Origin of the sequence: Microbacterium sp. NPDC056003 (assembly GCF_042274785.1) — a bacterium.
Lineage (GTDB): Bacteria > Actinomycetota > Actinomycetes > Actinomycetales > Microbacteriaceae > Microbacterium.
On the sequence record NZ_JBHJXQ010000001.1, the window covers coordinates 59,529 to 84,498 of the forward strand.

The window sequence follows — 24,970 nt, forward strand, 5'->3', positions numbered from 1 at the left end:
GGTCAGGCTCCGCCCGGCACGAAGCTGAGGAGTGCGATCACCGCGGCGGAGACACCGACGAACGCGCCGACCATCCACCACGCGCTGACCTCATGGCCCTCTTCCCGGCGCACGCGCAGGAGCACGTCGGGGCGACGTGAAGGATCGGCCGTGTTCGCCACCGCGTTGGCCACAACCGCCTGTGCGCCGGTCTGCGGCGATGGACCGCCTAGCTGTCCGGACATCGAAAACTCCCTCGCATGGAAACACGAGTCGGCGTCGACCCACGTTCGATTCTGCCAGAGTTCCCCTCGGATGACGTCACGATCCCGTCACGCCCGTCACATCTGTCACTCCAGTAACAGACGTCATCTCGCGCGACGTGTCCCTACAGCCACTTCGAGACGAGGTGCTCCGAGCTGATGCGGCGGAGGGTTCCCGAGGCGCCGCGCAGCACGACGCTCTCGGTGTAGACGTAACCGCCCTCGCGGCGCACGCCGGCGACGAGCTGGCCGTCGGTGACGCCGGTGGCGACGAAGATCGTGTTGCTCCCCTTCACGAGATCATCGGCCTCGTACACGTGGCCGTCGAGCTTCAGCCCGGCGTCGATGCCCCGCTGCTTCTCGTCGTCGTCGCGTGGCCAGAGCCGGCCCTGGATGTGTCCGCCGAGCGCCTTGATGGCGCAGGCCGTGACGATCCCCTCCGGGCTGCCGCCGACGCCGACGCACATATCGGTGCGGGCATCGTGGCGTGCGGCGTTGATGCCGCCGGCGACGTCGCCGTCGCTCATCAGGCGCGTGCCGGCGCCGGCGGCGCGGATCTCGTCGATGAGCTGGTCGTGGCGCGGGCGGTGCAGCACCGAGACGACGATCTCGTCGACCGGCTTGCCGAGCGCCTTCGCCAGCCGCCGGATGTTCTCACCGATCGGAAGGCGGATGTCGACCACGCCGACACCGGCCGGACCCGTCACCAGCTTGTCCATGTAGAAGACGCTCGAGGCGTCGAGCATCGTGCCCTGATCGGAGACGGCGATGACCGAGAGCGCGTTGTTGCGACCGGCGGCGGTGAGCGACGTGCCGTCGATCGGGTCCACGGCGACGTCGGCCTTCGGTCCTCGGCCGTTGCCGACACGCTCGCCGTTGTAGAGCATGGGGGCTTCGTCCTTCTCGCCCTCGCCGATGACGATCGTGCCGTCGAAGTTCACGGTGGTGAAGAACGCCCGCATGGCGTCGACTGCGGCGCCGTCGGCGTCCTCCTTCGCTCCGCGACCGATGAACGGCACCGCCCGGATCGCCGCCGCCTCGGTGGCACGTACCAATTCGAGTGCAAGGTTGCGGTCGGGGTGGAGCGGGCTCATGTCAGCGGTCAGACTCACCATGACGCCCAGCGTAGCCAGCGTGGTCGCGTGAACCGCAGAATCTCACACCGGGAACGACGAAGGAATCGTGATTCTTTCACACTGGCTCAGAACACCTCCGTGCCGCCGTCACGGAGGGGTGCGGCATCCACCCTCCCGATCTCTCGGCGCTAAAGTCGAGGGACGCCCCCAACCGACCAAGGAGCACCCATGCCCGTCGCCACCCCGGAGCAATACGCCGACATGCTGGACCGCGCGAAGGCCGGTGGCTTCGCGTATCCCGCCATCAACGTCGCCAGCTCGCAGTCGATCAACGCCGTGCTGCAGGGTCTCACCGAGGCCGGCTCCGACGGCATCATCCAGGTCACCACGGGCGGCGCGGACTACTTCGCCGGCCACACCGTCAAGGCCCGTGCGGCCGGTGCACTGGCATTCGCGAAGTTCGCCACCGAGGTCGCCAAGGCCTACCCGATCACGGTCGCACTGCACACCGACCACTGCCCGAAGCCCGCCCTGGCCGACTTCGTGCTGCCGCTCATCGAGGCCTCCGAGGAAGAGGTCAAGGCGGGCCGGAACCCGATCTTCCAGTCGCACATGTGGGACGGCTCGGCCGTGCCGCTCGACGAGAACATCGAGATCGCGAAGGACCTCCTCCCCCGCCTCCGCAACATCAACGCGATCCTCGAGGTCGAGATCGGCGTCGTGGGCGGCGAAGAGGACGGCGTGCAGCACGAGGGCTCGAACGACGCGCTCTACACGACGGTCGCCGACGTGACCAAGGCAGTCGAGGCGCTCGGCCTCGGCGAGAACGGCCGCTACATCTCGGCCCTCACCTTCGGCAACGTCCACGGCGTGTACAAGCCGGGCAACGTCAAGCTCAAGCCCGAACTGCTCGGCGAGATCCAGGAGGGCATCGCCGCGAAGTTCGGCACGGGCCCGAAGCCGCTCGATCTGGTCTTCCACGGCGGCAGCGGCTCGACCGACGCCGAGATCGCCGAGGCGGTCGCCAACGGCGTCGTCAAGATGAACATCGACACCGACACCCAGTACGCGTTCACGCGCTCGGTCGCCGGCTTCATGTTCCAGAACTACGACGGCGTCCTCAAGGTCGACGGCGAGGTGGGCAACAAGAAGGCCTACGACCCGCGCGCGTGGGGCAAGATCGCCGAGTCGGCGATGGCGGCCCGCGTCGTCAGCGCCACGCAGCAGCTGGGGTCGGCCGGCAAGAGCCTCGCCGCCTGAGGCGCCCAAGACAGACAAGCGGATGCCTCGGCCCCACCCCTTCGCCGGGGCGGGTCCGGGGCATCCGGCGTTCCCGGGCCGTCATCGCGGGGCCGCCTCCGCGTCCGGCGGATCGAGCTCGGTGCGCATCAGCACCTTGCCCGTCCGGAGCGAGCGGATCTCGACGGCCGCAATCTCGTCGACGTCGAGCGCCGTCGAGGCGCCGAGGCGCGCCGTCGAACCCGGCACGGCTCGCCACGTGGAGACCTCGCTCGTCGTGCCGTCGACGCCGGTCAGCACCAGCGAGTACGGCCAGCCCTCTGCGGGGGCGTCGTCGCCGGCCGGTTCGGCGTAGCGGCAGGTCATCTCGATCCGAGTTCCCCACGGCGCATCCGCGAGCTCGACCGTCGCCGAGAGGGGCAGGTCCACGAGCGGCTCGAGGGCGATGACCTGGATGCCGCGCAGCGCCGGTCCGATCGCCGTCGTCACGGCGAGGACCACCGCGATGAGGATCGCCGCGGCTGCGGCGAGCCCGCCCGCCCACCATGACCGGCGGCGGCGCTGCGCCTCGCGGGTCCCTCTCTCGATCAGGCGCATGCGGGACGCGGCATCCGGCCCCGCCTCTCCCGCCGCAGCCGCGAGGAGCGACATCGCGCGGTCAGGCGGCACGCGAGAGAGCAGGCCCGGCGTCGATGCGAGGTCGGCGAGCGCGGCACGGCAGACCTCGCAGCGCTCGATGTGCTCCTCGAAAAGCCGGCGGTCGGCCGGGCCGAGCGCACCGAGGACGTACGCGGCGTCCCATTCGGCGAAGCGCGCGTGGTCGGGACTCATCGCGTCACTCCCTTCTCCTGCAGCGCGAGTCGCAGAGCGCGCAGGCCGTAGTGCAGGCGCGATTTGACCGTGCCCTGCGGGATGTCGAGCTCGTCGGCGATCTCGGCCACCGTCAGCGCGCCGAAGTACGCGCGGATCACGACGGCCCGATGGTCGGCCGACAGCGCGGCGAGCGCCTCCTCGATGAGAATCGCCTCGAAGAGGGCGTCCGTGGCGTCGGGGCTCGCGGTCTCGGGTGGTTCGGCGACCCCGATCTCGCGCCGGCGGCGCGCGGAGCGCACGTCGTCGACCACCAGATGCCGTGCGACGGTGAACATCCACGAGCGCGTGGACTCCGGGGCCTGCGCCATGATCCGCGGGGTGCGCCACGCGCGCAGGAGGGTCTCCTGCACGACGTCGTCCGCACCGGCCCGATCGCCGGTGAGGTGCACGACGTAGCGCCACACCGGCGCCGCATGGGCGTCGTAGAGCGCGGCCAGTCGCGTGGCGTCGTCGTCCGGCATCCTCACCTCCCGTAGGAGTCACGAAATGTCGCAGGCCCAGGTTCACCGGCACCCGCGCCGGAGCCGGTCAGCGCAGGCTGCTGACCATCGCCTCCCACACCGCGGGGTCGTTCATCAGGGGAACAAGCACCAGCGTCGCCGACGCGAACGTGAACACGATGCCTCCGACGAGTGGGATCCACCACGAGAGGCGTCCGCGCCGCACGCTGACCCAGGACAGCGCCGCGGTGATCAGCCATCCCACCGCGAGCACGATCGCGGCGGCGACGCCCCACGGCCGTCCTGCGGCGGGATCCGTGAGCGTCGCATCGACGCCCAGCAGGTCGAACATGCGCTGCGCGTAGTCGCTGAAGTCGGCGAGCGCCGGGAAGGTGGCGATGACGTTGATGAGCCCGTACGCCAGCAGGGCGAACGTCACGATCCGGTCGACCGGCCGGGTGCGGGTCCGCGCGGTGGCGGCAGGCGCACCCGCCGGCTGCGGCGCGACGACCGGGGCGGATTCGGCCACAGGCGCCGGCTCGTACACCAGGCTCGCGTCGGGCTGCGCGATTCGCGCCCGCTGCTCCTCGGGGGTGGCGTACTCGCCGAACTGCGGCCGCGGTCGCGGGTCGGGCGCCGGGACGGCGTCGCCGGCCTCGGTCACGCGCGGCTCCGGCCGCCGAGCGCGCGGTCGTCGCGCGTGCCCGCAGCGTTCGTGCGGAGCTCCTTCGGCAGCGAGAACTGCAGGTCCTCCTCGGCCGTGCGCACCTCTTCGACGTCGCGGTAGCCGGCACCGGCGAGGTCTTCGAGCACCTGCTGCACGAGCACCTCGGGCACCGACGCACCGCTCGTGACGCCGACGGTCTCGACACCCTCCAGCCACGCCTGCTCGACCTCGTCGGCGTAGTCGACCCGGTACGCCGCCTTCGCGCCGTACTCGAGCGCGACCTCGACGAGCCGCACGCTGTTGGACGAGTTCGCCGACCCCACGACGATCACGAGGTCGGCGTCCTTCGCGACCTTCTTGATCGCGACCTGGCGGTTCTGGGTGGCGTAGCAGATGTCGTCCGAGGGCGGGTCCTGCAGCTGCGGGAACCGCGTGCGCAGTCGCCGCACGGTCTCCATCGTCTCGTCGACGGAGAGGGTCGTCTGCGACAACCACACGACCTTCGACGGGTCGCGCACCTCGATGGTGTCGGCCTCGTCGGGCGAGTTCACGATCGTGACATGGTCGGGCGCCTCGCCCGCGGTGCCCTCGACCTCTTCGTGGCCCTGGTGGCCGATGAGCAGGATCTCGAAGTCGTCGCGCGCGAAGCGCACCGCCTCGCGGTGCACCTTGGTGACGAGCGGGCACGTGGCGTCGATGGCGAGAAGACCGCGATCGGATGCCGCGTTCACCACGGCCGGCGACACTCCATGCGCGCTGAACACGACGTGGGCGCCCTCGGGCACTTCGTCGACCTCCTCGACGAAGATCGCACCCTTGGCCTCGAGCTCGGTGACCACGTGGATGTTGTGGACGATCTGCTTGCGCACGTAGACCGGGGCGCCGAAGCGGTCGAGCGCCTTCTCGACGGCGATCACGGCACGGTCGACGCCGGCGCAGTAGCCGCGGGGCGACGCCAGCAGCACCCGCTTCTGTCCTTGCACGGGGATATCCTGAAGGCGTTCGCGCCGCCGCGGGACGCGGGGGACGGGCATGCTCACAGGGGTACTGCCCACGGTGCTGGTGCTCACCCCTCGATTCTATGGGCGGCCCCTGTGCGCGGGCCGAAGAGCGACCCGCCCGCCGCACGAGAGGACCGCATGACGACCTTCCAGCCCGAGCCCGTCGCGGGCGAGGCGCCGCCTCCCGACTCGGTGCGCCCGAAGGACTCCACGCCGCAGGCGCCGACTTCGGTGTCGCGGCTCAACGAGACGATCCGCGGCTTCATCCAGACGTGGGGCTCGGTGTGGGTCGAGGGCGAGATCACGTCGTGGAACGTACGCGGCGGCAACGTGTTCGGCCGCCTCAAAGACAACGCCGCCGACGCGACGATCTCGTTCCGCATCTGGTCGTCGACGCGCGAGCGCCTTCCCGACGACCTCAAGGTCGGCGACCACGTCGTCACGTGCGTGAAGGCCGACTTCTTCGCCAAGTCGGGTGACTTCAGCTTCAGCGTGTCGGCGATGCGCCACGTCGGGCTCGGCGACCAGCTCGAGCGGCTGGAGCGCCTGCGGGCTCAGCTGCGGGCCGAGGGCCTGTTCGACCCGTCGCGCCGCAAGCCGCTCCCCTTCCTCCCCCAGACGATCGGCCTCATCACGGGCGAGAACTCGGACGCCGAGAAAGACGTCCACCGCAACGCCGAGCTGCGCTGGCCGCAGGTGCGCTTCCGCACGAAGTACGCCGCGTCGCAGGGCGAGCGCTGTGTGCCCGAGACGATCGCGGCGCTCAAGGCGCTCGACGCCGCCCCCGACGTCGACGTCATCATCATCGCGCGCGGCGGGGGCGACCCGCAGACGCTGCTCGGCTTCAGCGACGAGCGCCTCGTGCGCGCCGTGGCCTCGGCATCCACTCCCGTCGTCAGCGCCATCGGTCACGAGAACGACCATCCGCTCCTCGACGACGTCGCCGATCTGCGGGCGTCGACGCCCACCGACGCGGCCAAGCGGGTGGTGCCGGATGTCGCGGAGCAGCGTGCGCTCGTCGCGCAGCTGCGCTCGCGACTGACGTCCCGGCTGACTCAGCGCGTGTCTCACGACATCGCTCAGCTCGAGCAGCTGCGCTCCCGGCCGGTGCTTCGCTCCCCAGAGTCGATGATCGCGTCGCGCGCGCAGGAGGTCGAGCTGCTCGCGGCGCGCGGCCGCGATCGGGTCGACCGCGCCCTCGAGTCGCACGCGCGCCGCACCGCCGAGCTCCGGGCCACGCTGCGCGCCCTGTCGCCGGCATCCACCCTCGCGCGGGGCTATGCCATCGCGCACCTGGCCGACGGCGTCATCGTGCGCGACGCGTCCCAGGCGCCGGCATCCACCCCCGTCGTGGTCACCGTCGGCCGAGGCTCGTTCGCGGCGAGGTCCGACGGCGAGGTCGCCGAGTCGGCGGGTGCGCCGTCGGATCCGGCCGCCGCAGGAGACGGTCCGGCGCCGAACTAGGATGGAACGCATGACCGAGTCGACCGGCGCACCGTCCGACGTCGCCTCCCTCTCCTTCGAGCAGGCCCGCGACGAACTCGTGCGCGTGGTCGCCGAACTCGAGCAGGGCGCCCCGACGCTCGAGCACTCGCTCGCCCTGTGGGAGCGCGGCGAAGCCCTTGCCGCCCGGTGCGACGAGTGGCTCCTGGGCGCCAAGCGCCGCCTCGACGCGGCACGCTCGTCGGCCGAGTCCGCCGCATCGGAGCGTGCGTGATGGCGAAGGGACCACGCATCGTCGCCGAGCTCGGCCGCCCCGAGACGCCCGATGAGACCGCCGCCCGCAAGGCCGAGTCCTCGCGCGTCCACCGCGAGGCGCAGAACACCCGCAATCTGATCGCGGCGCTCATCGTCACCATCGGCATCGTGCTCGTCATCGTGCTGGCGGTCCCCCGCGGTGAGCCGCCGGCACGCGAGCCCATCGATGTGTCGGCCGTGGCCGAGCGCGTCGGGACCGCCGAGGGCCGCACCCTGATCGCCCCTGACGCACCTCGCTCGTGGCAGGTCAACGCCGCGTCCATCGAGGGCGACGTTCCGCGCGCGTGGACGATCGTCTACGTCGACGAGACGTGGTTCGTGCGGGTGGCGCAGGGTCTCGACGCAGACCCGGCCTGGCCCGCGCGCGTTCTGTCCGGGGCGAGCCCCGACGGCACGGTCGAGGTCGACGGTGTGACGTGGGACCGCTACGACATCGCCGACCCCTCGCGCGCCGGGAACATCACGGGCGCGCTGTCGACGCAGGCCGGCCCCGACACCGTCCTGATCTACGGCAAGGCGGACGACGCGACGCTCGAAGAGGTCGCGGCCGCCGTCTCCCCCGAGGTCCGCGAGTTGCAGGAGGAAACCGAGTGAGCGAACCGTCGCCGAGCAAGGTCTGGAACGAGATGCGGCGCGGCAACGACCGCTTCGTCGCGGGCGAGCCACGCCATCCCCGCCAGGATGTCGAGCGGCGGCACGATCTCGCCGCCGGACAGCGTCCGCGCGCGGCGCTCTTCGGATGCTCCGACTCGCGTCTCGCCGCCGAGATCATCTTCGACAAGGGGCTGGGCGACCTGTTCGTCGTCCGCAACGCCGGCCAGGTCATCTCCGACTCGGTCGTCGGCAGCCTCGAGTACGCCGTCGCCGTCCTCGAGGTGCCGCTCATCATCGTGCTCGGGCACGACGAGTGCGGCGCCGTGGGCGCGGCCATCGACAGCACCCGGCCGGACGCCCCCGAGCTCCCGCCGCACATCTGGCGCCAGATCGCCCCCATCGTCCCCGCGGTCCACCGCGTCGTGCGCGCGGGCACCGTCGACGGCGTCCCGCCCACGGCCATCGACGCCGAGCAGGTCGGTCGCGAGCACCTTCGCGACACGTGCGGCGAACTGCTGCACTCATCCGAGCTCATCAGCGACGCCGTCGCCGAGGGCCGCCTGGCCATCGTGGGCGCCAACTACCGACTCGCCGAAGGCACCGCCGTCCCCGACGTCATCGTCGGGCGCGTCGACGAGGAAGCCTGACGCACTTTCGCCACCAACGGAGGAACGACGAAGTGACCGACATCGAATATCGCATCGAGCACGACACCATGGGCGAGGTTCGCGTCCCCAAGGACGCCCTCTACGCCGCGCAGACCCAGCGCGCGGTCGAGAACTTCCCCATCTCAGGCGACCCGCTCGAACCCGCGCAGATCGTGGCGCTCGCCCGTATCAAGAAGGCGGCCGCGCTCGCGAACAAGGAGCTCGGCACGCTCGACGGCGCGATCGCCGATGCGATCGCGCGCGCCGCCGACCGCATCATCTCCGGCGAGTACGCCGACCAGTTCCCGATCGACGTCTACCAGACGGGCAGCGGCACCTCGTCGAACATGAACATGAACGAGGTCCTCGCGAACCTCGCGACGCAGGACCTCGGCTCGGCCGTGCACCCCAACGACCATGTCAACGCGTCGCAGTCCTCGAACGACGTGTTCCCCACCTCGGTGCACATCGCCGTCACCCAGGAGCTCATCGACGACCTCATCCCGGCCCTCGACCACCTGGCGGTCGCGCTCGAGACCAAAGCCGAGGCCTGGAAGTCCGTCGTGAAGTCGGGCCGCACCCACCTGATGGACGCGACGCCCGTCACCCTCGGCCAGGAGTTCGGCGGCTACGCCCGTCAGATGCGCCTCGGCATCGAGCGTGTGCAGGCCGTTCTCCCCCGCGTCGCGGAGGTTCCGCTCGGCGGCACCGCGGTCGGCACGGGCATCAACACGCCGCTCGGCTTCCCGCAGAAGGTGATCGAGCTCATCGTCGCCGACACCGAGCTGCCGATCACCGAGGCGAAGGACCACTTCGAGGCTCAGGCGAACCGCGACGGGCTGGTCGAGGCATCCGGAGCCCTCCGCACCATCGCCGTGTCGCTCACCAAGATCAACAACGACATCCGGTGGATGGGCTCAGGGCCGAACACCGGACTCGGCGAGCTGCACATCCCCGATCTGCAGCCCGGATCGTCGATCATGCCCGGCAAGGTCAACCCGGTGGTCCCCGAGGCGACGCTCATGGTGTGCGCACGCGTGATCGGCAATGACGCGACCGTCGCCTGGGCAGGCGCCTCCGGCTCGTTCGAGCTCAACGTCGCGATCCCCGTCATGGGCACCGCGGTGCTCGAGTCGATCAGCCTGCTCGCCAACGCCTCGCGCCTGCTCGCCGACAAGACCATCGACGGCCTCGAGGCCAACGTCGACCGCGCGACCGCCTACGCGGGGATGTCGCCGTCGATCGTGACGCCGCTCAACAAGCTCATCGGCTACGAGGCCGCAGCGAAGATCGCCAAGCACTCCGTCGCCAAGGGCATCACCGTCCGCGAGGCCGTCATCGACCTCGGCTACGTCGAGCGGGGAGAGCTCACGCTGGAGCAGCTCGACGAGAAGCTCGACCTGCTGTCGATGACGCACCCGGGCTGAGCATCCGATTCGTGCCGCTGGAGCCTCCCGCGGGCGATAATCAGGGGGTGACCCGCTCGACGCCCAGGCCGATCCCGGCCCGTGTGAGGATCCTCGCCGCGATCCTCGCCGTGGCCTGTGTCGGACTGGCCGTCGTCGGGAGCGTCACCTTCTTCGTGCAGCGCGAGCGCGTCGTCCAGGAGGTGGACCACCGGCTCCAAGCACAGGTGTCCGGTCTGCGGACACTGGCGAACCCGCCGGCAGACCAGGATGACGAGCCGGCATCGGACGACGGTGCGACCACCGCGAGTGAGATCTTCGACATCCGCGAGTACACCTCGATCGACCCCTACCTCCGAGATGTCGTGGCCAGCTTCGTGCCCGCTCGCAACGAGGGATCGGTCGCGGTGATCGACGGTGTCGCACGGTATCGGCCGGGCACATTCTCGGGCTTCGACATCTCCAGGAACACCGAGCTCATCGATCGGGCCATCGCGGAGACCTCCGACGGAGACACCAAGACCGGCACCATCGCCACCGCGGACAGCTCGCTGCGGTACATCGCCATCCCTGTGACGATGGCGGGGGACGATGGCGAGGGCCTGTACATCCGGGCGGTCGACATGGGCGCCGAACTCGAGCCCGTCACCGCGGCGATGGGGACCTACGTGATCGCGGCTCTCGCGGTGCTGGCTGCGATCGGCGTCGTCGGCTGGTTCGTCACCGGCCGCCTGCTCTCCCCGATCCGCCTCATGCGCGAGACCGCCGACGCGATCACGATCGCCGACCTGTCCCCGCGGCTGTCGACGCAGGGCAACGACGACATCTCCGACCTCTCACGCACCGTCAACTCGATGCTCGACCGCATCGAAGGATCCGTCGACGTGCAGCGTCAGCTGCTCGACGACGTGCGCCACGAGCTGAAGACCCCCATCACCATCGTGCGCGGGCACCTCGAGCTCATGAACCCCGGCGACGCCGGGGACGCCGCGGCGGCCCGCGAGATCGGCATCGCCGAGCTCGACCGCCTCGCCCGCCTCGTCGAGGACATCGACCTGCTCGCCGCCGCAGAGGGCGACTCGTACGTCATGCGCGACGTCGACCTCTCCGCCCTCACCGCACGCGTGGGCGAGCTCGTCGCCGTGATCCCCCAGCACGCCTGGACGATCGAGGCGCACGCCGAGGGTGTCGTGCACGGCGACCAGGACCGCCTCCTCCAGGCGTGGCTCCAACTCGCCGACAACGCCGCGAAGTACACCCCCGCGGGCACGTCCATCGAGATCGGCAGCTCGCTCGATGACACCGGGGCTCGTCTGTGGGTCCGCGATCACGGAGCGGGCATCCCCCCGGCGTCACGCAGCCGCATCTTCCGGCGCTTCGACCGCGCCCACGGCAAGCGCACCGTAGGCGGCTCGGGACTCGGCCTCGCGATCGTCGACGCGATCACGAAGGGCCACGGCGGCTCCTGCGCGGTGACCGACACCCCCGGTGGCGGCGCCACCTTCACCATCCACCTTCCTCCCGCCGCCGCCGAGCTTCCGGCGCCGGTGCGGGCGGGCGACGTTCTGCAGCGGGAGACATCGGCATGACACGGATCCTCATCGTCGAGGACGAGCCGCGCATCGCGTCGTTCGTCAGCCGCGGTCTCGAGTCTGCGGGCTACGAGACGACCGTCGTCGAGGACGGCGCGGAAGCTCTCACGGTCGCGCTCCGCGGCGACGCCGACCTCGTGCTGCTCGACGTGGGCCTGCCCACGATGGACGGCTTCGAGGTCCTTCGCGAGCTGCGGTCCCGGGGATCGGTCGTGCCGGTGATCATGCTCACCGCCCGCTCCAGTACCCGAGACACGGTCGAAGGGCTGGATGCCGGCGCCAACGACTACGTGCCGAAGCCGTTCACCTTCGAAGAGCTGCTCGCGCGCGTCCGCTCGCGCCTGCGCGAGACCACGCCCCAGGTCGGGGTCGCGGTATCGCACGGCGACGTCGTGCTCGACATCCTGGCCCGGCGCGCGACCGTCGGCGGACGCGACGTCGACCTCTCGGCGCGCGAGTTCGCCCTCGCCGAGCAGTTCCTGCGCAACCCGGGCCGCGTGCTCAGCCGGGAGCTGCTGCTGAGCCGCGTGTGGGGCCTCGACTTCGATCCCGGCTCGAACGTCGTCGACGTGTACGTGCGCTACCTGCGCGGCAAACTCGGGCCCGACCACATCATCACGGTGCGCGGCGCAGGCTACCGCTGGGAGTGACTCCGGGCGCGCGAAGAAGCCCCCGGCGCTGGGGGGCGCCGGGGGCTGGGAAGGCCGGACTGGGGGATCCGGCCGTAATCAATCGCGTCGGTCTGGGGAATCGCGCGATCGATGCTTCTTCGCGCCGACACCGGGATTCGTCGACCGGTCGTCGGCGTTCGCTCCCGCGTGCGCGGGGCGCTTGGGGGAAGACCCGGCCTCGGCGTGCCGGTCCTTCGAGCTGTGTCCGTCGCCCTTCACGGCGCCGTGGCCATGACCGGGACCCCCGACCTGGCCGACGGAACTGCCGGAGCCGACCAGGCCCTCACGCCCACCGTCGGTCGATTCGTCGCCGCCGGGTCGGGCATCACCCTGTCCGCCCGGGGCGCGGCCTCCGGACAGCGGGCCACGGGCCTTCTCGAGCCGGTCGATCCAGGCGTCGATGCGCGCCTGCGACCAGCCGAGTCGCTCGGCCCACTTGCGGGCTGCGTCCCATGAGCGCGATGCCTCGGCCTCGGCGACCACCTCGTCTTCGGTCGGCGGCGGCGTGGGTAGAGCGGAGTCCGTCGGCTGGGGCGTCGAAGCCGGAGGAGCGGCCGGCACCACCTCGGGCGCCGGCGCAGGCACGACCTCGGCGACGCGCGCGCTGCGGGTCTCGGCGACGGGATCGGTCGTGGCGGCCGGCGCGGGCTCTTCGCCCTCGCCCGCGCGCTCAGAATTGCCGGTCGAGGCCGGGACCACCACGGGAGCCGCGTCGATCGTCGAACCGGCGGCGTCGGAGAGCGCCACACTGTGGGTGAGGGCGACGGTGCAGATCACGGCGACGCTCGCAGCGACGACGGTCATTCCGCCGACAGCCAGCCGCGTCCGACTCTCCACGTGTGCGCCTTCCCTCCCGGTGCCACGAATGCACCTCTTCCATGCTGACAGAACGCCCCGCGCAGGATCCACGTGGGGAATGAGACTCTTCTCATGATGGGAAGGCAGGTCCAACCGGCCCGGGCATGCGGAAGGGGCCGGGATGCAGCATCCCGGCCCCTTCCGAATCGTCAGGCGAGTTCACCCGCTTCGAGCAGGTCGGTCACCAGGGCCGCGATGGCCGAGCGCTCCGATCGCACGAGGGTGACGTGGCCGAACAGGCCGTGCCCCTTGAGCGTCTCGATGACCGATGCGACGCCGTCGTGGCGGCCGACCCGGAGGTTGTCGCGCTGTCCGACGTCGTGGGTGAGCACGACCCGCGAGTTCTGGCCGATGCGACTGAGCACGGTGAGCAGCACGTTGCGCTCGAGCGACTGCGCCTCGTCGACGATCACGAACGCGTCGTGCAGCGACCGCCCGCGGATGTGCGTGAGCGGGAGCACCTCGAGCAGCCCGCGCTCGACGACCTCCTCCAGCACGTTCGACGAGACGACCGAGCCGAGGGTGTCGAAGACCGCCTGGCCCCACGGGTTCATCTTCTCCTGCTGGTCGCCGGGCAGGTAGCCGAGCTCCTGCCCGCCCACCGCGAAGAGCGGCCGGAAGACGATGATCTTGCGCTGCTGCTGCCGTTCGAGCACCGCCTCGAGCCCCGCGCACAGGGCGAGGGCCGACTTGCCGGTGCCGGCGCGACCGCCGAGCGAGACGATCCCCACCTCAGGGTCGGTCAGCAGATCGATGGCGATCCGCTGCTCGGCCGAACGGCCGTGCAGGCCGAACACCTCGCGGTCGCCGCGCACCAGTTTGTACGCCCCCGCGCTCGTGACCCGGCCGAGCGCTGATCCGCGCTCGGAGTGGATGATGAGACCGGTGTTGACGGGCAGCCCGCGGACCTGGTCGCTGCTGGCGACCTCGCTCTCGTACAGATCGCTGATGTCGTCGCCCGAGACGTCGATCGTCGCGATGCCGGTCCAGCCCGAGTCCACCGCCTGCTCGGCGAGGTACTCCTCGGCGGTCACGCCGAGCGATGCGGCCTTGACGCGCATCGGGAGGTCCTTCGAGACGACCGTCACCTCCTGCCCGTCGGACGCGAGGTGCATCGCGACGGCGAGGATGCGACTGTCGTTGTCTCCGAGGCGCATGCCCGAGGGCAGGACGCCGGCGTCGGTGTTGTTGAGCTCCACGCGCAGCGTGCCGCCCTCACCGACGGGAACGGGGAAGTCGAGGCGACCGTGCTCGACACGCAGCTCGTCGAGGTGACGGAGCGCCTGGCGCGCGAAGTACCCGATCTCTGGATCGTGCCGCTTGCCCTCGAGCTCGGTGATCACCACCACGGGGATCACGACGTTGTGCTCGGCGAAGCGGAAGAACGCCCGCGGATCGCTCAGCAGCACGGAGGTGTCGAGCACATAGGTGCGGAGATCCTGTTCCAGATCCGCGGCCTGTGCGACGTCCTGACGGTGCTGCTCGTGTGGTGCTCGTGTGGTCACAACCCACTCCCGCCCCGGGTGGAGAACCCGGCAGTCACGAGTCGACCATGGGTCACGAGTCGTGGTCCGAAAGGCCGACTCGAACGGGCGCCTTGCCCGATGTGATGAACGTACGTCCGCGCCATGTCCGGACCCGTGCACGACACGCGCACGAACGTGTCGAGCAGGTTAATTTCCGGATGCCGCGCCGCGGCATCCCGGCATCACCAGACGCGGGCGGACGAGAACGCGGCCAGCGCGTCGCCGAACAGTCGCAGCGTGTCGGCGCCGGTGCCGACGTGCGGCGAGACGCGGACGAGCCCGGAGCGCACCGTGACGGTGAGGCCGTGGTTGGCGAGCGACGCCGCGAGAGGAGCCGCGTCCTGCGGCGCGGGCGCGAGGGTGACGATCCCGCCGCGGCGCTCGGGCTCGCGCGGCGTGATCACGGGCACCTCGTAGCGGTCGGCGTAGTACATGACGGTGCGCGTGCGTTCCGTGAGCTCGGCCTCGACGGTCGCGACCCCGACCTCGGTCAGCTCCTGCAGCGACGTGGCGAGGCGGGCCGCGGCCAGCGTGTCGATCCCGCTGACGCTGAATGCCCGCGCGGAGGCCGACGGCGGCGGCACGACGTCGAGCGGCAGGTCGCCGTCGATCCCCGCGAACCCCGAGAGGACCGGTGCGATGCGCTCGAGCGCCCGCTCGCCGAACCACGCGAAGCCGGTGCCCCGCCCTGCGCGCAGCCACTTGTACCCGTTCGCGCAGACGACATCGGCCGCCGTGTAGTCGACGTCGATCGTGCCGAAGCCCTGGATCGCGTCGACGATGAGCAGCCGGTCGCCGAGAACGTCGCGGAGGGCGGGCAGATCGGCACGATAGCCGGTGCGGAAATCGATCAGGCTCACGGCGAGCGCACGCGTGTCGTCGCTGAGCGACGAGCGCACGAGGTCGGGCGTGATGCAGCCGTCGACGGGCTCGAGCCATTGCACGGCGATCGAGCCGAGGGAAGCAGCGGCCCGCGTGGCGGCGACGGTGAGGCTGGGGAACTCGCCGCGTCCGACCATGAGTCCGCCGGCGAGGCCGTAGATGGCCTGCATCAGGCCGTAGGTGGTCGACGGCTGCAGCACCACCTGCGAGGCATCCGTGCCGATCAGACCCGCGACGAGCTCCTGCGCCTCGCGCGCGTGGTCGTTCACCAGCTGGATGCTGGTGCGGCGACCCGAACCGAGGAGCTCGGTGTCGGCTTGCGCTTCCGCGCGCACGACCGGAGAGAGCGGTCCGAACGCAGCCCAGTCGAGATACCCCGGTTCCCCATCGAACGACGCTAGATACGTATCCAGATCCGTCACTGACACATCATGGCACGCGGTGCCCGCACGCGGGGGTCGCTCCGGTGCTCGCGGGATCAGCTGCCGTACCGGCGGTCGCGGCTGGAGTAGTCGCGGATGGCCCGCAGGAAATCGACCTCGCGGAGGTCGGGGCCGAGCGCCTCGACGAAATAGAACTCGGAGTGCGCGGACTGCCACAGCAGGAAGTCGCTCAGCCGCTGCTCCCCCGAGGTGCGGATGACGAGGTCGGGGTCGGGCTGACCGCCGGTGTAGAGGTGCTCGCCGATCTGCTCCGGTGTGAGGCTCGCCGCGAGTTCCTCGAGCGAGCCGCCTTCCCCGTCGTGCTGGGCGATGATGCTGCGCACGGCGTCGACGATCTCGCTGCGGCCGCCGTACCCGACGGCGAGATTGACGTGGAGGCCGGTGTGGTCCCTCGTGCGCTCGTCGGCCTCGGCGAGCACGCGGGCGAGCTCGGCAGGCAGGAGATCCAGGCGCCCGACGGGCTGGACGCGCCAGTCGGGCTCGAGCGACAGCTCGTGCGCGAGCTCTGCGATGATCTCGATGAGATCGGCGAGTTCGCGCGAGTCCCGCTTGCGCAGGTTGTCGGTCGACAGCAGGTACAGCGACACGACCTTGACGCCGACGTCGTCGCACCACCCGAGGAACTCGTGCATCTTCGCGGCGCCGGCGCGATGGCCGTGGGCGGCGGAGTCGAAGCCGAGCTGCTTCGCCCAGCGCCGGTTGCCGTCGATCATCATCGCGACGTGACGCGGCACCGAGCCGGGTTCGAGCCGGCGGCGCAGGCGGTTGATGTAGAGACGGTAGAGAGGCCCCCTGCCCTCGTTCGACCGTGTGCGCGCCACACGCCTACGCTACCTTCCACCCGGACGCCGCCCTAGCGTGGCACTCGGTGCCGGGCGCCGCGAGACCGCGTATGTTCCCCTCACGGAATGCCGCGCGCCCTAATCTTGATGGATGAGCCGTCGCAGCCGCCTCCCCCGGGGCCCAGAGGTCCCCGAGCTCCCGCTGATGGACGCCGCGGCCGTCGACGCCGCGAACCCCGAGATCAACCCCTCCTGGCGCGGATGGATCCACGCCGCCACCTTCCCTGTGGCCATCGTCGCGGGGATCATCCTCATCGCGGTCGCCCAGGGCGGTCCGGCGAAATGGGCGTGCGCGGTCTTCATGGCGACGTCGCTGCTGCTGTTCGGCAACTCCGCGCTGTACCACCGCTTCAACTGGAGCCCGACGACCAAGGCGGTGCTCAAGCGCATCGACCACGCGAACATCGTGCTCCTCATCGCGGGCACGTACGCGCCGATCGCCGTGCTCGCGCTCCCGCCGCAGCAGGGGTCGATCCTGCTGATCGTCGTATGGTCAGGGGCCCTGCTGGGCATCCTGTTCCGGGTCTTCTGGATCAACGCTCCGCGCTGGCTCTATGTCGCGCTCTACCTCGCGCTCGGCTGGGCGGCGGTGATGTACCTGCCCGACCTGCTGCGAGCCAACGTGACGATGATGATCCTCGTCGCCGTCGGCGGCCTGCTCTACACCGGCGGCGCGGTCGTCTACGCGATGAAGCGCCCGAACCCGTGGCCCGGTCACTTCGGCTTCCACGAGATCTTCCACGTGTGCACGGTCCTGGCGTTCCTCTGCCACTGGGCGGCGTGCCTCATCATCGCCGTCGACCCGTTCTCGCCTTCACTCGGGCTGCCCGGCTGACCCGAGCGGGCCGGGGCGCGGCATCCCGAACCGATCGGACGGTGGGATGCCGGACTCAGCGCTGCGCGCCGCCGGTCGGCTCGTCGGGGTCGACGCTCGCGTCGTCGGTCTCGGTCGCCGCGACCGCACCGTCCGCCTGACGCTCGGCCTCGAGTTCGTCGAGGAGGTCGGCCCGCACGCGACCACGCCGGATGCGACGGATCATGTCCCACACCAGAACGATCGTGATGACCGCCACCAACGCCGTGATCACGAAGCCCCAGGCGCCCGGCGTCACCTTGGCGGGGTCGATCATCGACGGCGTGGGCGTCGGGGTCGCGGTCGCCGCCGCGAGTGCGAGGGCGCCGAGTGCGTCGTGCATGGGGATTTCCTCGTTCTGCCCCGATCGGGCGGTGCGGGTGGCCGCGACCGCGCTCGGAAGCGCATAGCCTGGAAGTCCAGCCTAATCTTCCCGACGGACCGGCCATGACGACACAGCAGATGCTCGATGAGCGCTACGGGCGCACACGCTCCCCCGCGCGGCGCTGGATCGTCGGCGCCGGCATCGCCGTGGCCGTCGCACTTGTCGCGCTCTTCGGCTGGATGACCGTCTCGGGGTCGCTCGACGCCGTCGACTCCGACGCGACCGGGTTCGAGGTCGTCGACGCGCATTCCGTGGTGCTCAGCTTCCAGATCACCGCTCCCCCCGGGCGCTCGGTCGCCTGCGCGATCGAGGCGCAGGACCAGGAGCACGGCGTCGTGGGGTGGCGCGTCGTCGAGATCCCGGCCGGAGAGAGCCACTCCCAGGCGCTGCGCGAGGTCATCCGCACGACGGCGGAGGCGACGACAGGTTTTGTCAACTCCTGCTGGGTGACGTAGTCTGGGCCGACCGCAGTCGATACGCGCCCTGGCCGAGAGCCGGGGCGTTTGACATATCGACCCTCCCCCGCAGACCGAAGGAGTCAGACGTGTCCAGCGATGCCCCGGTGACCTTCCTCACACAGGATGCCTACGACCGCCTCGCCGCCGAACTCGAGCACCTCTCGACCACCGGCCGGGAGGAGATCGCGAAGCGCATCGAAGCAGCGCGCGAGGAGGGCGACCTCAAGGAGAACGGCGGCTACCACGCGGCGAAGGACGAGCAGGGGAAGCAGGAGGCGCGCATCCGCACCCTCCAGCACCTGCTGAAGACCGCCACCGTGTCGGAGGCGCCTGAGTCGACCGGCGTCGTCGAGCCCGGCACCGTCATCACGGCGATCGTCGCCGGCGGCGAGGAGGTCTTCCTGCTCGGCAACCGCGAGATCGCGGTGGGATCCGAGCTCGACGTCTACAGCGAAGCCTCTCCCCTCGGGGCCGCGATCCTCGGGCGCAAGGAAGGCGAGACGACGTCCTACACGGCGCCCAACGGCCGCGAGATCACGGTCGAGATCGTCAAGGTCGAGACCTACGCCGGCCAGTAGCCGTCCGGTCAGTCCGGCATGACGGTCGGCAGATAGCCGGCCTGCTCGAGCACCGAGATCACGTGGGCTCGATGCTCTTCGCCGCGCGTCTCGACACTCAGCTGCAGGATGACCTCGCTGATCTGCAGCCCCTGCCCGTGGCGGGTGTGGAGCACCTCGATCACGTTGGCGCCCGCCTGCGCGAGCAGCTCCGAGACTCGGGCGAGTTGGCCCGGGCGGTCGGGCAGCGGGATCTGCAGCGTCATGTAGCGACCCGAGGCGGACAGCCCGTGTGCGACGACCCGTTGCAGCAGCAGGGGGTCGATGTTGCCTCCCGACAGCACGCTGACGACGGGTCCGGCGGCCTGCACCTTCCCGGCGAGGATCGCGGCGACGCCGACCGCGCCGGCGGGCTCGACGACCTGCTTCGCCCGCTCCAGCAGCACCAGGAGGGCGCGCGCGATGTCGTCCTCCGACACGGTGACGACGTCGTCCACGAGGTCGCGGATGATCGCGAACGGCAGGTCGCCCGGGCGGGCGACCGCGATGCCGTCGGCGATCGTGGGGCGGGTCGCGACGTCGACCGGATGCCCCGCCGCGAGCGACTCGGGGTAGGCCGCCGAGTTCTCGGCCTGGACGCCGATCACCCGCACCGTGCGTCCCTCTGCGGCGGCGCGGGCCTTGACGGCCGCCGCGACGCCGGCGATCAGGCCGCCCCCGCCGATTCCCAGCACGATCGTGTCGAGGTCGGGGAGTTCGTCCATGAGCTCGAGCCCGAGCGTGCCCTGACCCGCGATCACGTCGGGATGATCGAACGGGTGGATGAACACCGCGCCGGTGCGCTCGGCGAACTCCGCGGCCAGGCGCAGCGGCGTCTCGACGGTGGCTCCCTCGAGCACGACGTCCGCCCCATAGCCACGGGTGGCGAGCAGCTTGGGCACCGGAACGCCCAGCGGCATGAAGATCGTCGCGGGGATGCCGAGCGACTTCGCGGCGAGAGCGACGCCCTGCGCATGGTTGCCCGCGGAGGCGGCGACGACGCCGCGCGCACGCTCCTTCTCGGTCAGGCGCGACAGGCGATAGGTCGCGCCGCGGATCTTGAACGATCCGGTGCGCTGGAGGTTCTCGAGCTTGAGGTGCACCGGAACGCCCATGAGCTCGGAGAGGTGCAGCGACTCGTCGAGCGGCGTGTGCGCGATCACGCCGTCGAGCGTGGCCGCCGCATCCGCGAAATCGGCGAGGGTCGGTGCGGCCAGGTGGCGCGCAGCGTGCGAGGTCGTGCTCACGTAGGTCTCCTGCTCGGGCGCGGGACGGTGCTCCAGATGAGGTCGCCCGTGGGTCTGACCCCCGTCTCCCAGGACCGCTGGCCGATGTAGACCGCCACGACGTTCACGAACGCCGCGAGGGGAACCGCGAACAGGGCGCCGGGGATGCCGGCGATCATGGCGCCGCCGGCCACCACCAGGACGACGGCGAGCGGGTGGACCTTGACGGCCGAGCCCATCAGGAGCGGCTGAAGGACATGGCCTTCGAGCTGCTGGACTCCGAGCACGACGATCAGCATCCACAGCGCGATCCAGGGACCGTTGTAGACGAGGGCGAGGAAGACGGCGATGGCGCCCGTGACGACGGCACCGACGATCGGAACGAACGCGCCCAGGAAGACGAGGACGGCGACCGGGATCGCCAGCGGAACGCCGAGGAGGAACGCGCCCAGGCCGATGCCGACCGCATCGATCGTGGCGACGAGGAGCTGCGTGCGCGCGTAGTTGACGACCGTCACCCAGCCCGCACGTCCGGCGCCGTCGGCGGCGCGGCGCGCCTTGCGCGGGAAGAGCCGCAGCGTCCACCGCCAGATGCCGGCGCCGTCGGCGAGCAGGCACAGCAGGATGAAGAACGCCAGGATGCCGCCGGTGAGCACGTGACCCAGGGTGCTGCCGAGGGCGAGCGCGCCCGACCAGACCAGCTCCGCCTGCTCCTGCAGGAAGCCCCACCCCTGCGCGAGCAGGCCGTCGATCTGCTCCTCGGTGAGGTGCATCGGCCCCTGGACCAGGTAGGTGCGGAAGTTGTCGACGGCCTCGACGGTGCTCGCCTGCACATCCGACCACTGGCGGGTGATCTGCCAGGCGACCAGCCACAGCAGGCCGCCCACCACAGCGAGCGTGCCGACGACCGAGATGACGATCGCAAGCCATCGAGGGACCCGATGCCGCAGCATCCAGCTGAAGACCGGCCACAGCAGTGCGGTCACCAGGATGCCGACCAGGAGCGGGATCACCAGCAGCTTCAGCTGGATCACGAGCCACACGGCGACGCCGATGGCGGCCGCGACGACGAGGAAGCGCCACGAGTAGGCGGTGGCGATGCGCAGACCGCGCGGGATCGTCCCCGACAGCTCGGTCGAGACGACCCGGTTCCGGTCGCGGAACGCGTCGAACAGCGAGCCGCGTGGCTTGTCGTCGGAGCCGCTCATCCCGCCAGTCTAGGCGCGTCGCATGCCGCGCGAGTCATGTGCCCCCGTCGGTGAGCGATGCTGCGACGACGCCGGTGTCCGTACTCCTGGCTAGGCTTTCGCGCGTGAAGTCGACCCTCAGTGCGGCGGAGGCGCGCCGCATCGCCCTGGCAGCCCAGGGCTTCGCGCGGCCGCGGCCGGCGGGGGCGGGAACGCGGCAGCTCAACCTCGCTCTGGCGCGCATGGCGACGCTGCAGATCGACTCGGTCAACGTCTTCGCGCGCTCGCACTACATGCCGCTCTTCTCCCGGCTGGGTCCCTATGATCCTGCGGCGCTCGACCGCCTGCTCTTCGCCCGACGCCCGCCGTACGTGGAGTACTGGGCCCACGTCGCGGCGTTCATCCCCGCTGCCGACTGGTCACTGTTCCGCTTCCGCATGGACGATCTGCGGGCCAAGTACGGCACGAAGCCCGACGGCTGGTTCCAGACCCACCGCAAGACGGTGGACTGGGTGCGCGCCGAGCTGGTCGACCGCGGCCCCCTGCGCCCGGCGCAGATCGAGCGCGACGCGCCGACGGGCGCCCGGGGTCAGTGGTGGGACTGGGACGACGTGAAGAACGCGCTGGAGTACCTGTTCATGTTCGGTGATGTCGCGATCGCCGGTCGGCGCGGTTTCGAGCGCCGGTACGGTCTGGCGACCGATGTGATCCCTGCCGAGGTGCTCGCTGCGCCGGTCCCGCGCCAAGACGCGATCCGCGAACTCGTGCGCCGTGCGGCGACCGCCTACGGAGTGGCGACGGCCGCCGATCTCGCCGACTACTGGCGGATCGCCGACCGCCCCGCGATCCTGGATGCGATCGCCGATCTCACCGACACGGGCGAGCTGCTCCCGGTGACCGTCGAGGGGTGGACGACCGCCGGACGACCGGCCAAGGCCTGGGTGCACCGCGACGCAGCCCTCCCCCGCCGCGTCGACGCGACGGCGCTGCTGACGCCCTTCGATCCCGTGGTGTGGTTCCGCGACCGCGCCGAGCGACTGTTCGACTTCGAGTACCGCATCGAGATCTACACGCCCGCGCCGAAGCGCCGGTACGGCTACTACTCCCTGCCCCTCCTCGTCGGCGACGACCTCGTCGGCCGCATCGACCTCAAGGCCGATCGAGCCGCATCGACGCTGCGCGTGCAATCGGCGTGGTGGGAGCACGGAAGGCCGCCGGATGCCGCGGCCCGCGTCGCCGACGAACTGCGGGCAGCCGCGCGCTGGCAGTCGCTGGAGCACATCTCGATCTCGCGGTGGGGCGACGCCGTCGACGACCTCGCCGATGTGGTGCCCGAGGCCGAGCGCCACGTCGCGGGGCCCGCCGAGCCTGTCGCGCTCGCCGCTGACGAGCCCGGGGGCTAGCGTGGAGAGGTGAAACGCGGAGCGGTCGTCGGCATCGTCGGCGGCATTGCGGTGCTCGCGCTCGCAGCGGCCGGGGTGTGGTGGTTCACCAGCCGCCCGCCCACGGCTCAGGCCGCCGCAGAGTCCTACCTGCGCGCCCTCGAGACCGGTGACTTCGCGGTGATCGCCGGCCTGCGGGGCGACGATCTCGGCGCCGACGCGGAGTCCCTCCTCCAGGACGCCTTCGCGGGGGCGGCCTCCTATGTCTCCGACCCGGAGATTCTCGAGGTTCGCGTCGACGATGACGGCATCGCCGCGGTGCACGCGGAAGCGCTGCTCGGCGACGACCGGCACACGCTGAACTTCACGATGCGCGACAGCGGCGACGGGTGGGAGCTCACCGGTGACCACCTGGGTGTGCTCCAGGCCGAGGCGATTCTGACCTCCGCGCCCGCCGGCGACTCGGTGTGGGTCGGTGGGGCCCTCGCCCCCGCGGCCACGGAGCTGAGGCTGCTGCCTGCCGTCTACGAGGTGCAGGCGGCACCGCGCGGCATCCTGGCAGGAACGGCGACGGCCACGGTGGGCACCGAGGAGCCGGTCGCCGTCACGATCGACGCCGCGCTGTCCCCCGAGGCGACCGCGCTCGCGCAGACCCAGGTCGATGCGTATGCGGATGCGTGTGCGGCCGCGACGGCGAGCGTCCCCGACAACTGCGGTCTGCGGGTGCCATGGGCGGCAGACCTCGCCGCCCTCGACTCGATCGCGTTCCGGATCGACGAGCGCCCGGTCCTCTCCCTGCACGACGATGCGGCCGGCTTCGACGCGACCGGCGGCGTGATCGTCGCGACCGCCTCCGGCACGACCCGCGGGGGCGAGACAGCGAGCTTCACCTATCGCGCCGACGACTGGGCGCTGCGCGGATCGATCCGCTTCTCGGGCGATGACATGATCCTCGCCGTGCGCTGATCACGCCTCGCGCAGGCCCTGCACCTCGAGGCCGAGCCACTGGGCGAGGTCGTGGATCTCGCGGTGAACCGCGTCGGTGGTCGCGGCGTCGAACGGCGTGTCCTCGTGCACAGCGAAGATCCGCAGCACACCGGCCTTGCGGTCGGCCTTGGCATCGAGCTTGCCGACGAACCGGTCGCCGTGGAGGATCGGCAGCGCGAAGTACCCCCAGCGTCGCTTCGCCGCGGGCTTGTACATCTCGAGCAGGTACTCGTAGCCGAAGATCTCCTCCAGCCGCTTGCGGTCGAAGACGAGCCGGTCGAACGGCGACAGCAGCGCCGTGCGCGGCGCGAAGTCCTCGAGTGCGCCGAGCGCATCGGGAGCGAGTCGCCACGTGCCCGCGGTGTCATCGATCACGGCCTCTTCGCCGACACCGCCGACGTCGATCGGCTCGATCGGCTGCGACAGGCTCTTCGCGCGCGCGACGCCGTACGACGCGAGGCGTCGCTCCGCACGTTCCCGCGCCGCGTCCTCGGGTGAGAGCACCGGAAGATCGGCCGGATACACGCGCTCGGCGAGGTCGAACAGCCGGCCTCCGGAATCACGCGACGAGACGGCGACGTCGCCCCGGAGCACGAGCATCTCGAGCAGCTGCAGCGTGTTGCGGTTGTTCGTCCACCCGGACGAGCGCCAGGACACCTGCGCGGTGTCGGCGATCTCGGCCGGACGGAGCGGGCCCTCTGCCCGCAGCTTCGCCATCACCTCGCGCCGGAACACGTCGTTGGCAGCGAGCCACTCCCTCGCCTCGCGCGATTGCGGGCGCTTCGCCATCTCGGGTCGCAGCAGCGGCAGGTCGGCCATGGTGCGATAGAAGCCGCCCCATTCGAAGACGGCGCGGTCCTCCTCGACGAGGCGCACCAGGTCGGCCGGCTGGTACGGCCAGCCGAGCCGCGACCACAGGATGAGGTCGGCGCTCGGGGCGATCGCCGCTGTCGGCTCGATGTTCACGACCGTCAGCGCGTCGATCGTCTCGACGATCCCGGCGGGCCGATCCGCCGACAGCAGCTGTGCGCGCACAGCCACGCGCCGTGCCTGCTCGCGCGTCAGCCGGTGCGTCATGAGGAGACGCTAGCGCGGGTCGGGGACGCTCCGCGGCCCGCATCAACGTCGCTTCGCGACAT

At 70.9% G+C, this 24,970-nt stretch carries 27 protein-coding genes; 13 read left to right on the top strand and 14 right to left on the bottom strand.

The annotated features are described in order from the left end of the window. Nucleotides 1-2: 2 nt before the first annotated feature. The gene (locus ACFC1W_RS00315) at nt 3-224 is read right to left on the bottom strand and encodes a UDP-N-acetylmuramyl pentapeptide phosphotransferase (RefSeq protein ID WP_375987372.1); all 222 of its coding nucleotides are present in this window, start codon (nt 222-224) and stop codon (nt 3-5) included. A 143-nt stretch (nt 225-367) separates the two neighbouring features. Beyond that, nucleotides 368-1,357 (bottom strand): class II fructose-bisphosphatase, encoded by a 990-nt coding sequence (glpX, locus tag ACFC1W_RS00320; RefSeq protein WP_375987374.1) that lies wholly within the window; start codon nt 1,355-1,357, stop codon nt 368-370. 189 nt (nt 1,358-1,546) lie between these two features. Here glpX and fbaA point away from each other — a divergent pair, with 189 nt between their 5' ends. Continuing rightward, on the top strand, nt 1,547-2,578 hold the full coding sequence (gene fbaA / locus ACFC1W_RS00325; protein ID WP_241113188.1) for a class II fructose-bisphosphate aldolase: 1,032 nt from the start codon (nt 1,547-1,549) through the stop codon (nt 2,576-2,578). Nucleotides 2,579-2,659: 81 nt separating this feature from the next. Here the strand turns inward: fbaA and ACFC1W_RS00330 are convergent, their stop codons facing one another. The 4 genes from ACFC1W_RS00330 to ACFC1W_RS00345 form a co-directional block, all read right to left on the bottom strand. Further along, nucleotides 2,660-3,388 carry an anti-sigma factor family protein gene (locus ACFC1W_RS00330; protein WP_375987377.1) on the bottom strand — a complete coding sequence of 243 codons (729 nt, stop codon included), beginning with the start codon at nt 3,386-3,388 and terminating at the stop codon, nt 2,660-2,662. Further along, nucleotides 3,385-3,891, bottom strand: coding sequence for a sigma-70 family RNA polymerase sigma factor (locus ACFC1W_RS00335; protein ID WP_375987379.1), 507 nt, complete (start codon nt 3,889-3,891; stop codon nt 3,385-3,387). The genes ACFC1W_RS00330 and ACFC1W_RS00335 overlap by 4 nt, the downstream gene beginning before the upstream one ends. A 67-nt stretch (nt 3,892-3,958) precedes the next feature. After that, nucleotides 3,959-4,534, bottom strand: coding sequence for a DUF6264 family protein (locus ACFC1W_RS00340; protein ID WP_375987381.1), 576 nt, complete (start codon nt 4,532-4,534; stop codon nt 3,959-3,961). Next, entirely contained in the window at nt 4,531-5,571 is a 1,041-nt protein-coding gene (locus ACFC1W_RS00345) for a 4-hydroxy-3-methylbut-2-enyl diphosphate reductase (protein WP_375991334.1), read from the bottom strand. The genes ACFC1W_RS00340 and ACFC1W_RS00345 overlap by 4 nt, the downstream gene beginning before the upstream one ends. 105 nt (nt 5,572-5,676) lie before the next feature. Between ACFC1W_RS00345 and xseA the strand changes: the two genes are divergently transcribed. From xseA to ACFC1W_RS00380, 7 genes are read left to right on the top strand one after another with little or no spacing between them, the layout of a single operon-like run. Then, nucleotides 5,677-7,002, top strand: a complete 1,326-nt coding sequence (gene xseA / locus ACFC1W_RS00350) for an exodeoxyribonuclease VII large subunit (RefSeq protein ID WP_375987383.1) — start codon at nt 5,677-5,679, stop codon at nt 7,000-7,002. 10 nt (nt 7,003-7,012) lie between these two features. Beyond that, nucleotides 7,013-7,255, top strand: coding sequence for an exodeoxyribonuclease VII small subunit (locus ACFC1W_RS00355; RefSeq protein ID WP_375987385.1), 243 nt, complete (start codon nt 7,013-7,015; stop codon nt 7,253-7,255). After that, on the top strand, nt 7,255-7,890 hold the full coding sequence (locus ACFC1W_RS00360; RefSeq protein WP_375987387.1) for a DUF4245 family protein: 636 nt from the start codon (nt 7,255-7,257) through the stop codon (nt 7,888-7,890). The genes ACFC1W_RS00355 and ACFC1W_RS00360 overlap by 1 nt, the downstream gene beginning before the upstream one ends. Before the next feature lie 32 nt (nt 7,891-7,922). Next, on the top strand, nt 7,923-8,537 hold the full coding sequence (locus tag ACFC1W_RS00365; RefSeq protein ID WP_375991337.1) for a carbonic anhydrase: 615 nt from the start codon (nt 7,923-7,925) through the stop codon (nt 8,535-8,537). Between the two features lie 32 nt (nt 8,538-8,569). Then, nucleotides 8,570-9,964, top strand: a complete 1,395-nt coding sequence (locus ACFC1W_RS00370) for a class II fumarate hydratase (protein WP_375987388.1) — start codon at nt 8,570-8,572, stop codon at nt 9,962-9,964. 47 nt (nt 9,965-10,011) lie between these two features. After that, complete coding sequence (locus ACFC1W_RS00375) at nt 10,012-11,532, top strand: ATP-binding protein (protein ID WP_375987390.1); 1,521 nt, start codon at nt 10,012-10,014, stop codon at nt 11,530-11,532. Next, nucleotides 11,529-12,185: a response regulator transcription factor gene (locus ACFC1W_RS00380; protein ID WP_375987391.1), complete on the top strand. Its 657-nt coding sequence runs from the start codon at nt 11,529-11,531 to the stop codon at nt 12,183-12,185. The genes ACFC1W_RS00375 and ACFC1W_RS00380 overlap by 4 nt, the downstream gene beginning before the upstream one ends. 78 nt (nt 12,186-12,263) lie before the next feature. Here the strand turns inward: ACFC1W_RS00380 and ACFC1W_RS00385 are convergent, their stop codons facing one another. The 4 genes from ACFC1W_RS00385 to ACFC1W_RS00400 form a co-directional block, all read right to left on the bottom strand. Next, a complete protein-coding gene (locus tag ACFC1W_RS00385) occupies nt 12,264-13,043 on the bottom strand; it encodes a hypothetical protein (RefSeq protein WP_375987393.1) in 780 nt (259 codons plus the stop codon). Nucleotides 13,044-13,213: 170 nt separating this feature from the next. Beyond that, nucleotides 13,214-14,569 (bottom strand): PhoH family protein, encoded by a 1,356-nt coding sequence (locus ACFC1W_RS00390; protein WP_375987395.1) that lies wholly within the window; start codon nt 14,567-14,569, stop codon nt 13,214-13,216. Between the two features lie 203 nt (nt 14,570-14,772). Continuing rightward, on the bottom strand, nt 14,773-15,894 hold the full coding sequence (locus tag ACFC1W_RS00395) for an aminotransferase class V-fold PLP-dependent enzyme (protein WP_375987397.1): 1,122 nt from the start codon (nt 15,892-15,894) through the stop codon (nt 14,773-14,775). Between the two features lie 56 nt (nt 15,895-15,950). Continuing rightward, nucleotides 15,951-16,736: an isoprenyl transferase gene (locus ACFC1W_RS00400; protein ID WP_375987399.1), complete on the bottom strand. Its 786-nt coding sequence runs from the start codon at nt 16,734-16,736 to the stop codon at nt 15,951-15,953. Between the two features lie 112 nt (nt 16,737-16,848). On the opposite strand from ACFC1W_RS00400, the gene ACFC1W_RS00405 reads away from it, so the two are divergent. Continuing rightward, entirely contained in the window at nt 16,849-17,592 is a 744-nt protein-coding gene (locus ACFC1W_RS00405) for a hemolysin III family protein (RefSeq protein WP_375987401.1), read from the top strand. Nucleotides 17,593-17,647: 55 nt separating this feature from the next. On the opposite strand, the gene ACFC1W_RS00410 is transcribed toward ACFC1W_RS00405, so the two are convergent. Further along, complete coding sequence (locus ACFC1W_RS00410) at nt 17,648-17,953, bottom strand: hypothetical protein (RefSeq protein ID WP_375987402.1); 306 nt, start codon at nt 17,951-17,953, stop codon at nt 17,648-17,650. Nucleotides 17,954-18,057: 104 nt separating this feature from the next. Here ACFC1W_RS00410 and ACFC1W_RS00415 point away from each other — a divergent pair, with 104 nt between their 5' ends. Together ACFC1W_RS00415 and greA are read left to right on the top strand one after the other, a co-directional pair. After that, complete coding sequence (locus ACFC1W_RS00415; RefSeq protein WP_375987404.1) at nt 18,058-18,450, top strand: DUF4307 domain-containing protein; 393 nt, start codon at nt 18,058-18,060, stop codon at nt 18,448-18,450. Nucleotides 18,451-18,539: 89 nt separating this feature from the next. Beyond that, nucleotides 18,540-19,031 (top strand): transcription elongation factor GreA, encoded by a 492-nt coding sequence (gene greA / locus ACFC1W_RS00420; protein ID WP_375987406.1) that lies wholly within the window; start codon nt 18,540-18,542, stop codon nt 19,029-19,031. An 8-nt stretch (nt 19,032-19,039) separates the two neighbouring features. On the opposite strand, the gene ilvA is transcribed toward greA, so the two are convergent. Together ilvA and ACFC1W_RS00430 are read right to left on the bottom strand one after the other, a co-directional pair. Next, nucleotides 19,040-20,266: a threonine ammonia-lyase gene (gene ilvA / locus ACFC1W_RS00425; protein ID WP_375991339.1), complete on the bottom strand. Its 1,227-nt coding sequence runs from the start codon at nt 20,264-20,266 to the stop codon at nt 19,040-19,042. A gap of 26 nt (nt 20,267-20,292) precedes the next feature. Further along, nucleotides 20,293-21,483, bottom strand: a complete 1,191-nt coding sequence (locus tag ACFC1W_RS00430) for an AI-2E family transporter (protein ID WP_241113206.1) — start codon at nt 21,481-21,483, stop codon at nt 20,293-20,295. 104 nt (nt 21,484-21,587) lie between these two features. Here ACFC1W_RS00430 and ACFC1W_RS00435 point away from each other — a divergent pair, with 104 nt between their 5' ends. Both ACFC1W_RS00435 and ACFC1W_RS00440 read left to right on the top strand, forming a co-directional pair. After that, on the top strand, nt 21,588-22,865 hold the full coding sequence (locus tag ACFC1W_RS00435) for a winged helix-turn-helix domain-containing protein (protein WP_375987409.1): 1,278 nt from the start codon (nt 21,588-21,590) through the stop codon (nt 22,863-22,865). Nucleotides 22,866-22,874: 9 nt separating this feature from the next. Then, complete coding sequence (locus tag ACFC1W_RS00440; RefSeq protein WP_375987411.1) at nt 22,875-23,810, top strand: hypothetical protein; 936 nt, start codon at nt 22,875-22,877, stop codon at nt 23,808-23,810. On the opposite strand, the gene ACFC1W_RS00445 is transcribed toward ACFC1W_RS00440, so the two are convergent. Next, nucleotides 23,811-24,908 (bottom strand): DNA glycosylase AlkZ-like family protein, encoded by a 1,098-nt coding sequence (locus ACFC1W_RS00445; protein WP_375987413.1) that lies wholly within the window; start codon nt 24,906-24,908, stop codon nt 23,811-23,813. Nucleotides 24,909-24,970 lie beyond the last annotated feature (62 nt).

Bases quoted from the DNA above. Each gene is read 5' to 3' on its own strand.
- ACFC1W_RS00355 (WP_375987385.1), top strand. From the start codon at position 7,013: ATGACCGAGTCGACCGGCGCACCGTCCGACGTCGCCTCCCTCTCCTTC.
- ACFC1W_RS00430 (WP_241113206.1), bottom strand. From the start codon at position 21,483: ATGAGCGGCTCCGACGACAAGCCACGCGGCTCGCTGTTCGACGCGTTC.
- ACFC1W_RS00380 (WP_375987391.1), top strand. From the start codon at position 11,529: ATGACACGGATCCTCATCGTCGAGGACGAGCCGCGCATCGCGTCGTTC.
- xseA (WP_375987383.1), top strand. From the start codon at position 5,677: ATGACGACCTTCCAGCCCGAGCCCGTCGCGGGCGAGGCGCCGCCTCCC.
- ACFC1W_RS00315 (WP_375987372.1), bottom strand. From the start codon at position 224: ATGTCCGGACAGCTAGGCGGTCCATCGCCGCAGACCGGCGCACAGGCG.
- ACFC1W_RS00345 (WP_375991334.1), bottom strand. From the start codon at position 5,571: ATGCCCGTCCCCCGCGTCCCGCGGCGGCGCGAACGCCTTCAGGATATC.
- ACFC1W_RS00330 (WP_375987377.1), bottom strand. From the start codon at position 3,388: ATGAGTCCCGACCACGCGCGCTTCGCCGAATGGGACGCCGCGTACGTC.
- ACFC1W_RS00410 (WP_375987402.1), bottom strand. From the start codon at position 17,953: ATGCACGACGCACTCGGCGCCCTCGCACTCGCGGCGGCGACCGCGACC.
- ACFC1W_RS00360 (WP_375987387.1), top strand. From the start codon at position 7,255: ATGGCGAAGGGACCACGCATCGTCGCCGAGCTCGGCCGCCCCGAGACG.
- ACFC1W_RS00405 (WP_375987401.1), top strand. From the start codon at position 16,849: ATGAGCCGTCGCAGCCGCCTCCCCCGGGGCCCAGAGGTCCCCGAGCTC.
- ACFC1W_RS00365 (WP_375991337.1), top strand. From the start codon at position 7,923: ATGCGGCGCGGCAACGACCGCTTCGTCGCGGGCGAGCCACGCCATCCC.
- ACFC1W_RS00445 (WP_375987413.1), bottom strand. From the start codon at position 24,908: ATGACGCACCGGCTGACGCGCGAGCAGGCACGGCGCGTGGCTGTGCGC.
- glpX (WP_375987374.1), bottom strand. From the start codon at position 1,357: ATGGTGAGTCTGACCGCTGACATGAGCCCGCTCCACCCCGACCGCAAC.
- ACFC1W_RS00415 (WP_375987404.1), top strand. From the start codon at position 18,058: ATGACGACACAGCAGATGCTCGATGAGCGCTACGGGCGCACACGCTCC.
- fbaA (WP_241113188.1), top strand. From the start codon at position 1,547: ATGCCCGTCGCCACCCCGGAGCAATACGCCGACATGCTGGACCGCGCG.
- ACFC1W_RS00335 (WP_375987379.1), bottom strand. From the start codon at position 3,891: ATGCCGGACGACGACGCCACGCGACTGGCCGCGCTCTACGACGCCCAT.